This window comes from Candidatus Weimeria sp. HCP3S3_B5 (assembly GCF_052064335.1).
Taxonomy (GTDB): Bacteria; Bacillota; Clostridia; order Lachnospirales; family Lachnospiraceae; genus Weimeria.
In genome coordinates this window covers 1-10,920 of record NZ_JBQHVU010000031.1, presented here as the reverse complement: position 1 = coordinate 10,920, position 10,920 = coordinate 1, and the positions used below count along the sequence as shown (strand labels likewise).

The window sequence follows — 10,920 nt, the reverse complement described above, 5'->3', positions numbered from 1 at the left end:
TAAAGGCTACCCATACGATAACGCCTGTATAGAATCGTTCCATTCTCTGATAAAGCGTGAATGGCTTAATCGATTCCGTATCGCCAATTTCGATGCCGCATACACGCTGGTGTGGGAATACATCGAAACATTTTACAATACTGTCCGGATTCATAGCCATGATAACTTTATGTCTCCCAACGAATACGAACGTATGTATGCTGAAGTAGTAGATAAAAACGCAAAAGTAGCAAGTTAAAGTGGAAAATTTCTCATTTTAACTTGTACTAAATCTTGACATAAGACCACTAAGTGCCTTTGGACTTGATGAAAACAGTATCCGCAGCACAGCAGCAGAGATCAGCAGTCTTTTGGTATCAAGCCAGTCACTGCTTGACGGCGAAAAGGAGGACAGAGATGGCAAGAACCAGATCGATAGCGTCGATTGAATCAGAGATCCAGAAAACCGAGGCTGAGCTTTCAGCACTCAGCAAGAAATATGATGAAACAGCCGAGCGGCTCAAGGATCTGCAGAAACAAAAGCAGGACTATGAAAATCGACAGATCATCGAGGCGTATCGTAAAAGCAATAAAAGCCTTGACGAGGTAATGATTTTCCTCGGGGAATAACCCCGAGGGTGGTACTAGTGTAACTTTTGTGCAGAATTAACAATAATGTAATCCACAAAAATATCTATATCAAACCACTCATCTTTAAGTAATTTATCTTTTATAATAATTGATTTACTGGCACAGTCTTCAACTGATGCATTAGCAATGGTGTTATATTCAAATCTTCTTTGGGAGTATCCCAATAATAATCCAGAAATTTAAGAATCTTCTTATAGTATTGTTGCCCATTCTTCCACCGTTCCCTAAGTGTATGATCAACAATAAAATCGTCAGGATTTCTATATATTCTGCATAAAACTTCCCTTCTAGTTTCAATACTATATTGTCGAGGAAAAGTCTCTCGATATTCTACCGGAATCTTACGTAAGGCTTTAGGTAATGCAAACAATGGAATGTTAATAGCATATGTAATTCCTATTCCCATTGCTGCTATAAAAGTTCCGTCCATCTTCTTAGCAGTTTTTACTTTAGTTTGATTCTTTAATTTTTTCCGTTCAAAATTTAATTGCCTATCATTTATATAATCTTGAAAATCTGCTAAGTCTTTAGACATTATCCTTTCATCTGCACTAATATATTGATACTTATTTATTGATTTTACAACATCAGATTGACATATAATTTTATCTATTTTTTTATAAAATTTCTTATCATAAAGTAAAATCATTTTATCTAAAGAGATGGGGAAAAAAATCACAGTCCCTATATCAGCTAGTCCGGCTATATGAACATCAAAAGGATTTGTAATAATTACCGGAACATCTGAAGTGATAAAATTCAAATCTGTTTTATTAATTAATATATCAATTTCATAATCATCAAGAACTGATATTAATTCATTAACCATACTAATATTGAAATCGGGTGTTAATTCCTTCTCTACTCTTTCTTTTACTAACGGTCTAATGCAATTTTCTGATAGATTCCTCGTCCTATTAAGCAATGAATCTGTCAGTATATTCTCCGCCATGTCTTGATTATGATTTTTCATTGCTTTTGACCTTGTTATCTGATACAGCACAAACTCTTTTATGTAATAATAATCATTTTCATCAACTTTAGAGCTATCCAACACTTTTTTTATAGTTTCTGACCATTTTGATTCTTTTTGTGCCAACATATTTTCAACGCTACCATCATTATCATAAAAAAAATCTTCCGAACAAATTGAAGAAGTAGGAACTTTATCCTTTAATATATTGTTATCAAATTGATAAAATGAAATAAGAACTTTTTCGTTCTTTGCACCAGCGTTTTTTATATTAGAAAATGGTTTCATATAGAAACGTGGCACATAATGCTGATTTTTTGTTACTGGCAAATTCATCACCTCTTAATTCACTATACCGAATATAACATACTTTTGAATCATCAATAACGACCTTCCAAAGTAATCCTGAAGACAGTAAATTACTAACTAAAACTTCCCACACCTAAAAGGTGTATAGAACCTTGAAAACTCAATAATGTAGGCAATATAAAAAGGCATAGACCCTGTGCCTCTGGTATAATTGAATTGTCGAGAAACAAATACACCGTAAGGAGGTTTCTATGTCCAATTCAATTTTACCACAAGATCAGGATGGACAGGATCTTTTTAGCGCAATTTCTTCATTTTTCCACTCCTCCGCGGCGTGACTTGGTTCAAACGGAAAGTACCAAATCCGAGGCAATCCACCTTGACGTGGGTTGCCATTATTAATGCCTCAGACTTGGAACTTTCCTAGGTTATTTTATTGACTTCCGCATTATACACCGCTTCAAATACCGGTTGTATCCACTGTAGAAGCCAGGTCAGCTCAGCGCTATCATTAGACTTTGTAATATCTGACAAACGCAAAGTCCTATTTGAAAGAATCGATTCAAGTGTGCATAACGTGCAATAATGGTAAATTATCTCTGCTGCTTTTAATGAATTCACGAACTAATCCCTACCAAATCTGCCTGACTTCCTCACAGTAATCCATCAGCTTATCAGCAAGTGGCGTAACCAGGCAATCCATCACACCATTTCCACCATCAAACCTTGCAATAGTGCTTCGTCCAAGTATTCTTCCGTTCATCGCCCATTCAGCAGCCAGACGAAGATTCTGTTTGTCTGGATCTCTGTATGGAAATGTGATGAAGTCGTTATCGCCACGGCGCTTACGATAATTGCGCATCAGCCCCAAAAAGCCTACCAGATCATCATCAGATGCCAGCTGCAGAGTATTCCCAATGATAATGTCATCAGGTGAAAACTTCTGTCCGCTATCCACATTATCAGCAAGGATCCTGCCCATGACGGTACATACCTTTCTCGAATCTGAGAGTACAGCCTTCCTCATCAGGTTCGACACATAGAAGGCATTATCTTCATCGCTCACATACGTGTTCAGCAGATTGGTGAACTTCTCACTGTTAAAGCTGCTGCCACTTGCCATTCCTTTGATGAAGTGATCAATCTTGACTGCGTCTGCATTTGAGGCGATATCTGCAAAGCCCTTTACAAGCGCGCTGGTAAGGCCTGCTTCCGGACTTATCACAGATAAAGCAGCTGCCCCGGTATCTATGCCGGTTAGAGCAAGTTGGAAAGGCTCACTATTGAAAAAATCTTTAATGGTCATATAAAGCTATCTGCTCCTGTCTTTTGTTCCTCTGCCCTCTATATTTGAACCAAATCACGCCGCTGGTGTGAAACTTATATTCTTGATCCTGACAATTGCATCTGCCGGGATTTTATTTTACTATGTTACTGCAGCCCTAAAAATGAGCAAAAGAAAACCCTACGGATGATCGTTGTTGTGTTTGCCGACCCAATAGCATCATTCCGTAAGGTTCCACCATGCGGTACTAATGAGCATACAACATTCTGAAAGATTTTTCAATAGCCTCAGGGCACCTCCCGCAGATTTCTGATACTAAAGACACCAGAGATCCAACAGGAGGATATTTTCATGAATGACACAAACCTCGCTCTTCTTGAAAAGAACAGAGACATACTCTCGATACGTGACCTGGCAACAGGAACGATCGCCACTTACACATCATACCTTACAAACTACATCAACTGGGTAGAAGAAAATCTTCCCGGCAGGAGCCTCTCTGACGTCACATGGGAGGAGATACGTTCATACGAAAAGTATCTCAAGGATGTCAGAAAGCTCAATCCGCGCACGATCAACGTTTTTATCAGTCAGCTGAGGGATTTCTATAACTACGTCCTTCACAAGGACTGGGACAGGCGGGAGGTTCCTCTTCTCCGCTTTGATGAGAAACTGCCTGTCGTTCCCACACAGGAAGAAGTCATCTCCATCATCAATGCGATAGACAATCCGAAGCACAAGGCCGAGATCGCACTTCTGTATTCATCGGGCATATGTGTAAGTGAGCTGTGCCGTCTGCACTGTGGAGATATCCACATGAGCACAGAAAACATATACATCTCACGCAGCAAGAACCGCTCAGACAGATATGCCATGACTGTCAGCGGCATGGAATTCATAAGACGGTTTCTCAAGCATGTACTGCCATCACATTTCAACCGCATCCGTTATTCCGTATACCTGACCAACTGCCGTAAGACATTCTGTCTGAATCTCATACACATGCTGCGCAGCACCGTCTATCCCGGCAATCCTTACCGGACAATGAACAATCCTCAGCGGAATGAATAATTCCCCTCGAGGTCGCCTGAATGAAGGCGGCCTGAAGGTCATGCCCTGATACTTTTTGATGAAGTTTTCATTTGCGAATCCAGCTGCATTCATCAGAATAAAAATATTGATAAGTGATAGTAAAAACGCATATACCACCTCCTCCGCGGCGTGACTTGGTTCAAACGGAAAGTAAGCCAATTTAGGTACTTCAGCTTTTTACCATCTGTAATAGAATGAAATTGATGAAGTAACCCTTTATAATATCTATCACGCTTGTGATAAAATGCCATGACCACTGAACAGTCACTTAGTGGAAAAACACATAGATGCATATTTTGCATTCTTATATTGGGTGAATCATCGAACACATAATTTACATCAGCACCTTCCATATCAGACATAAGAGCTAGCATTGTCTGCGCCGCAATAGGGACTTTATATGGTAATACCTTCCAAAAAAGAATATGGAAACATCCTTTTTTTTTAGTTAACATTAAGTGTTTTACCTAAACCTGCAACTGTAATCAAGATAGTTAACCATTTCATCAATATTTTTTATCTTATCGAAATCCTTAGGATGAATACAGATAATGAGCTCATTTGTAGCCTGTCTAGTGTTATTCCTTGTATCTGTTATAAAACTATCAATAGTCATTTTTATAACATCCTCGACTTTTGCATCTGGAATACCGGCTTTTCCTGTGCCAATCAGAGGGATTGCTAACGATTCGTTATGGCCACATAACCGAATTTCTTTCCACACGCCACTAATGGCTCTAGATATGTTTGCTACTGTAGCATTTTCTGGGACTCCATTTTCATTAACATCCGCTATTGCAGTAAAGTAATACCTATCCCTATTTACAGTAATAGCGCTAACCGTTCCCACTGGATAACGATTGCTTTTAGTATGTATTCTGTGCAGTTCAGTACAACTTTTCCCCTCTAGACCATCTTCAATCTTACAATCCAACTCGTTAATGTTATTATTGAAAAACTTTTCTTCGAATTGTCCTTGAACACTATGGACACTTATAAACTCATTTTCTAGAGTAGTATCAAACGTGGTACATGTAGGAATCACAAAGGCATCGGCCTTTGTTTTGAAAATATCCCGCACAATAAGCTGAATTTTGATATCAGAATCAGTTAGAGTACGAACCCAGTTTAGTGGTTTCCGATACCAGAAATATGGAATGATAATGATTCCTGCGAGAATTAAGCCTCCACATATAAAGGATATACCAAAATCCACTTTTGGAAATAAGAATTGTAAAATGTCAACAATTCCTGAAATAGCACCAAAAACTGCGGCGATATTTACAAAATATCCCCACATCTTCTTTTTAGATCCAAATGTATTTTTTAATACCCTTACCCTGTCCTTAAGCCAATTCATATGCAATGATAATATTATAATCCAAGCCTTCGATATACATCATAGTTATATTGGAATGGTCCTATTTTATCTTCTCGCCTATATCTTGCGTCCTCATCCGGCCAGTTTTCTAAGGCAAACTGAAGTATTTTTTCATTAAATGAGATATGTACAGCGAGCTGATTCCTAACTATGGCTGGACACCTCTCCTCATCCATTTGCCTCATACCATTAATATTTACAACTATAATTGGAAGTTCTCTTCTTATCGCCTGTTCTATTTCCCAACGAACATACTTATATAGAAATCTTGTATGTTCGCCTACTAAAAGCACAAACACTTTAGAGTTCCTGAATCGTTCTTCAAGAGATGCTTTAATCGATGCTTCTGACTTATCATAATTATTATTCACATCGTGAGCATCATAAAAATTAAAATTTGTATTGTCATTCTGTGTCCACGCCCGCATCAAACGATAATAATTAATATCTGAGTCAGCGTCAAAACTTACATATACCTTATTTCTGTATGCCATTAATCTGCTTATCCTTTATCTTGGCTTTACTATATTAATTATACTATTCTATCCTTTTATCATTACAGAACACGTGAAATTTAAAACTCTCACCACTGTCGCCTTACTAATCTGCAGATTCTACAGCCTTTCTCACCAAGTAATGGTGATCCACTCTTGCTTTACCCATAATTGCATCAACATAAGGATTATGCTTAAACTTTGAATCCTTAACCCTGGCAACTGTAGCAAGTCTTATTTCTGCCATCCCACTATCCATAAAGAGCATAAGCTGACGAAGTGCAATATCTTTTGTCTCTGCATATCGAGTAAGTTCAATCAAGCACTTCACACAATTGTACTTAGTATCCCGCTCATGAGTTCCAGATGAGAATAAAGTAAATGTACTAATAGTATTAACAACGGCTTTCCTCAATTTCCCACCATTGTCAATTTTTAAATTTTCAGTCAGTATTTCAAGACAACGTATTCTGACATATTCCTGTTCGTTTCCAATCGAAGATAGTATGCTGATTAGCACATCATTTCCAGCATATCCACCAAATGTAAGCAGCATGATATAAGCACACTGTAATTGAATGGGAGAATCATGAAAAAAGAAATCACTCTCCGCTTCAGTGAGCTCATTTTTCTTCTCATATAACAGCCGTGATAGGGATTTCCAATCAAAGGCTTTTTTATATCTGCAAATTAACAACGAAAGCACTTCACAACAAGTTACTCTCTGACCCACACGTTGCTTTGTGACACTTAAGAAAGTTAACGCATACTTGATAATCTCTTCAACCTGAGCATTAGTCAGTTCTACATTAGTACTCTCGATAATGTTTCGAATCACCTCATAGTAATTTACACCTTCTGTAAGTGTACCATTCTTTGCCGCCTTAGCATTAGCATGTCCAGCATCAAGATATGATTTTATATATTTGTAAATGTCAATTGATTTATCATTTTTATATTCGGATACATCTATTTCAAGGTTGAATGATTCTACATACTCTGCAGGTGCGACTTTAATTACATCCTTGATTCGTTCCTTATACTCTGGTGCTGAAAGTGCTATCTGGATAAGTACACCAATAAGGTATTGATTATCCTTAAACTCTATCGTTAGAGATCTGTGAAAGCTGGTTGACTTGTCATTTTTTTCCGATTCAGCTCCAGTATGCTCAGTTTCTCCTTCAACTATATTGTTATCTATATCAACATTATCCACACTATCATCTAATGAAAACATTGGTATAAGTTCATTTAAAAGTTTGTCAACCTTTGTCTTATCTATTTGACTATAGTCAATATTTCTGAGATGCTTGCAAACATCTCTTTTCAAAGCAGTCAGTGTTTCCAGTGCTTTAGTATTTTCAAAAAGTGTAAGGGCAAAATCAACCATCTTACCAGGCAACCCACGATTGATTAAGCCATCATAAAATCTAAACTTATCTTCGTCGTTCAGGTAAATTCGTTTGGGGTTTTTTGCCCAGCTCAAAGTATTATCTAAAGGCCGAATTATGCATTTTTTGAATAGCTCATCATCACAGTAACAGGAAAAATTTGCTACAAATTCGAACTCAGCTTGATTTCGTAAGATATCTATTGGCATCCATTCAATACTCTGAAAAATTGATTTTGCCTCTTGAGCATTCAGAATATCGGTATCCCCATGATAAGTTCTTAAGATGTCACCTATATTCTCTTTAATTTTTTCGTTTCTTATTAGTATCAATCTGAAGAGTTCAACTACTGGGAGATGATCATCATATGTATTAACAAGCATTCTAAGCGCTGTGATTAGCCGCTGACTCGTAATTTCTACCTGAGTAAATGAACCGTTTAATAAAGCAATCCAATAAATATCTGCTATAAATTTAAAGACATGATCGAAAGAGCTGCCAAATAAGACTGTATACGGGGATTGAAGGTAGTTCTTTTCATACCGTTCAATTATCTTTTCATAAAAATAATTTTCATTTCGATCAATCAAAGGGTAATAAACAGTTTCAGACGAATCATCTAAAATTTGCTGACCTTCATTTCCAATACCGAATCCCAATTCAAGATTATTTTCAATTTTGGCATTGATGGAGATCATATTTCGAAGATCGAGCGCAATATCATTTAAAATCCATTCAGGTATACTACTAGACTTGTCTTTTTCGGCCATAATTTGTGGATCTTTAGATTCCAAGGATTTATCAGAATCTGCAAAATCAACAGCTTTGTTGATCTCGATGGCAATGTCTAAAGCCCTATGTATATGATCTATTGCATCTTGCACGTTACCATAATGATAAGACTTTATTGCAAATAACCTCTGAGCAACAATAGGCTTTAGAAGAGTATCCTGCTTATCAATAATAAGATTTGTCAAATTATCAAAAGAATCATTTTCAAACGCAGATCTACCGATTAATGTTGACAAGAATTGCAGTGTATCTGCAACAATCGGTGTAGTTCTAGTCTTGTTAGCATTTTTAAATTCAAAAGCCCTTGGTCCACCTAAAACCATGCAGTCATATAAATATGTTGCCAGTTCCTTCGGCGCATCATAAAACCTCTTATCAAAATGGAAATTATATGTCTTATGATTTTTACTATGCCTACTATCCTGCCTGACCTTTGGACTCTGATTTTCATCAACTACTTCAGAAGCTTTTTCTGATTTAGCGGTTATATCTGCTTTACAGGTTGCTTTATCCCCATTAAAATAACCTCTCAATGAAACAGCTTGAGTTTCCGAGACCTGCTCATCAGATAAATCAGATTCATTTTCACTTTCAAATACTTCAAGGCTCGCTGTATTAACTACACTGAAGGAACTAATACTATTAGAAGCATCCAAAATGTTTTCTGAAGGTGCATTTTTCTTCTGCTTTTCATCTTCAAACTGATAATGAAAGATAAGATCCGACATTACCGATTTATAGGCAACCTCTGCAGCTTTTTCAAATTCTTTAATTGCCTTAAATCTTGGTTTATCAATAGCAGATGATTCTAGCTTCTCCTGTATCTCCGTTTTAGGAGCATCATCATGATTGCAGATAATGTAGTAACAGTTTTTATTCTTTTCTATAGCCTCTTTATACTCTTTACGAACTCCATCAGAAATGCCGTCTTTATTATCAATTAAGAAGACAACAAGATCACATCTGTCCAGATAATGAAGATACTGATTCCGTGTAGACCTAGAAGATGCGTATTCTTCATCAAAATTATAGATAATAAAAAGATGCGTTGATTCAAGAAGTAGCTGAAGCTCCCGTCTTATAACACAGTATTTCTTGCGCTTCTGATATTCATCTGGAGTTTTGGCAAAGTCATCATCACACAATGAACTTATAAATGCGTTTAAAGGATGATCCGGATGTACGTTGTTATAAATAGACATAGTAAAGATTTAATTTCAATAAAAAGTTACTTTAATATTATTCAAACAGAGCTATTTAATTTGTTAAAATATTTTAACGTATCCGCAGCTATATCAAATGGTCTCCCTGTCTGACAATTGCTCAATGTCAAGGTAGTTGTCAGTAAAAGTTGAAATTATTTATGGCAGGTGTCTGAGACATTTCAGGCACTTACCGATTCCACTTGGTCATTAATCGTTGTCTGTCCATCCTGCCTGTCAGGATTCAGATAGACCTTTTCTGGGAGCGTCCAGTCTCTGGTAGGACGACCATTCCTCCTCGCCGGATGAGCTGCTTTTGCCTGTTCGTGAGCTCGTGATGCTTTTCCACAATACGGTCAGCTTCGCCCAGATTTTCAAATCCTTTCGGCTGATAATTTGGACGATATTTCAAAGTTTTGAACAAGCTCTCAGCATATGGGTTATCATTGCTGACACGCGGCCGTGAATTAGAAGGTGTGATGCCGAGTTTATAAAGCGTTTCAAGCATAGTAGCCCCTTTCATTGGAGAGCCGTTGTCGGAGTGAAGAACCAGTGGCTGTGTGGAAAGACGCTGCTGTTTCAGGCAGGTTTGGCGTATCAGTACACTGGCCAGTTCATCTGTCTGTTCTTCCCAAACTTCCCAGCCGATGATGTCACGACTGAATAAATCTGAGATCAGATACAGGTAGTAAAACTGTCCCTTAACTGGTCCGTTGAGGTAGGTCAGTCCCACATCCAGACCTGGTTTGGCCCTGTGGCCACATGAGTTGTGACGGTCCTGTGCACAGGCTTGTCTGCAAGAGCAGGAACGATTTCACAAGGCGGCATACTGGAATAGTCGGAGCTATTACAGATATCAACGATCCTCTGGCGCTCTGACTGACTGTGCTTATTTTTAGGCTCGGGGTGAACGGCACCCGGCAACAACGGCCTCTCTGATCAGTTTGACAGCTTTCTCGCGATCTGAGGTACTGATCATTCGTCCTCTGGATCCCCCCAGATCGCATTTGCTTTTTTTCTGAGAACCAGTAAAGCAGCTGTCTCGGCAAGAGCCTTGTCCTTACGACGCAGCTCTTTCTCCAGCTTCTTTTTCTCCTTCTCGGATTCCTTGAGTTTTTATTGAGCTCGGCAGCCTACTTGGCAACGCCGCCATTTGCCTGAAGACAAGCGTCTTTCCAAGCTTTTATCTGCTCGACAAACAGACCCTTCTGACGGACATACTCGGCAAGTTCACTTTCGTTCATCTTGGTGTCATACGCTAAATTAAAATTCCCTCCGGCGTCACAAAAACTGCATTTTATTATCTGAGTTAACTAAATATTCCTACCAGAGCGTGTTGCATTTTGCGGCACGCTTTTTTAGTATATACAT

9 protein-coding genes are annotated in these 10,920 nt (G+C 38.1%); 3 read left to right on the top strand and 6 right to left on the bottom strand.

What is annotated here, in order from left to right; translation table 11 throughout:
* On the top strand, positions 1-238 hold a 238-nt coding region (locus ACTNCK_RS10935), incomplete at its 5' end, for an integrase core domain-containing protein (protein ID WP_441082750.1).
* A 158-nt stretch (positions 239-396) separates the two neighbouring features.
* The gene (locus tag ACTNCK_RS10930; RefSeq protein ID WP_441082749.1) at positions 397-609 is read left to right on the top strand and encodes a DUF4315 family protein; all 213 of its coding nucleotides are present in this window, start codon (positions 397-399) and stop codon (positions 607-609) included.
* 100 nt (positions 610-709) lie between these two features.
* Here the strand turns inward: ACTNCK_RS10930 and ACTNCK_RS10925 are convergent, their stop codons facing one another.
* A complete protein-coding gene (locus ACTNCK_RS10925; protein ID WP_441082748.1) occupies positions 710-1,939 on the bottom strand; it encodes a DUF4238 domain-containing protein in 1,230 nt (409 codons plus the stop codon).
* 604 nt (positions 1,940-2,543) lie between these two features.
* The gene (locus tag ACTNCK_RS10920; protein WP_441082747.1) at positions 2,544-3,218 is read right to left on the bottom strand and encodes a hypothetical protein; all 675 of its coding nucleotides are present in this window, start codon (positions 3,216-3,218) and stop codon (positions 2,544-2,546) included.
* Between the two features lie 330 nt (positions 3,219-3,548).
* Here ACTNCK_RS10920 and ACTNCK_RS10915 point away from each other — a divergent pair, with 330 nt between their 5' ends.
* Positions 3,549-4,268 (top strand): tyrosine-type recombinase/integrase, encoded by a 720-nt coding sequence (locus ACTNCK_RS10915; RefSeq protein ID WP_441082746.1) that lies wholly within the window; start codon positions 3,549-3,551, stop codon positions 4,266-4,268.
* Positions 4,269-4,752: 484 nt separating this feature from the next.
* On the opposite strand, the gene ACTNCK_RS10910 is transcribed toward ACTNCK_RS10915, so the two are convergent.
* The 4 genes from ACTNCK_RS10910 to ACTNCK_RS10895 all read right to left on the bottom strand — a co-directional run bounded on the left by ACTNCK_RS10910 (position 4,753) and on the right by ACTNCK_RS10895 (position 10,282).
* Positions 4,753-5,649 carry a macro domain-containing protein gene (locus tag ACTNCK_RS10910; protein ID WP_441082745.1) on the bottom strand — a complete coding sequence of 299 codons (897 nt, stop codon included), beginning with the start codon at positions 5,647-5,649 and terminating at the stop codon, positions 4,753-4,755.
* Between the two features lie 14 nt (positions 5,650-5,663).
* On the bottom strand, positions 5,664-6,164 hold the full coding sequence (locus ACTNCK_RS10905) for a TIR domain-containing protein (RefSeq protein ID WP_441082744.1): 501 nt from the start codon (positions 6,162-6,164) through the stop codon (positions 5,664-5,666).
* Between the two features lie 106 nt (positions 6,165-6,270).
* A complete protein-coding gene (locus ACTNCK_RS10900; RefSeq protein WP_441082743.1) occupies positions 6,271-9,549 on the bottom strand; it encodes a hypothetical protein in 3,279 nt (1,092 codons plus the stop codon).
* A 244-nt stretch (positions 9,550-9,793) separates the two neighbouring features.
* A complete protein-coding gene (locus ACTNCK_RS10895) occupies positions 9,794-10,282 on the bottom strand; it encodes a transposase (protein WP_441082742.1) in 489 nt (162 codons plus the stop codon).
* Positions 10,283-10,920: the final 638 nt, after the last annotated feature.

Coding starts and splice junctions, on each gene's coding strand:
- ACTNCK_RS10915 (WP_441082746.1), top strand. CDS start 3,549: ATGAATGACACAAACCTCGCTCTTCTTGAAAAGAACAGAGACATACTC.
- ACTNCK_RS10910 (WP_441082745.1), bottom strand. CDS start 5,649: ATGAATTGGCTTAAGGACAGGGTAAGGGTATTAAAAAATACATTTGGA.
- ACTNCK_RS10925 (WP_441082748.1), bottom strand. CDS start 1,939: ATGAATTTGCCAGTAACAAAAAATCAGCATTATGTGCCACGTTTCTAT.
- ACTNCK_RS10930 (WP_441082749.1), top strand. CDS start 397: ATGGCAAGAACCAGATCGATAGCGTCGATTGAATCAGAGATCCAGAAA.
- ACTNCK_RS10900 (WP_441082743.1), bottom strand. CDS start 9,549: ATGTCTATTTATAACAACGTACATCCGGATCATCCTTTAAACGCATTT.
- ACTNCK_RS10920 (WP_441082747.1), bottom strand. CDS start 3,218: ATGACCATTAAAGATTTTTTCAATAGTGAGCCTTTCCAACTTGCTCTA.
- ACTNCK_RS10905 (WP_441082744.1), bottom strand. CDS start 6,164: ATGGCATACAGAAATAAGGTATATGTAAGTTTTGACGCTGACTCAGAT.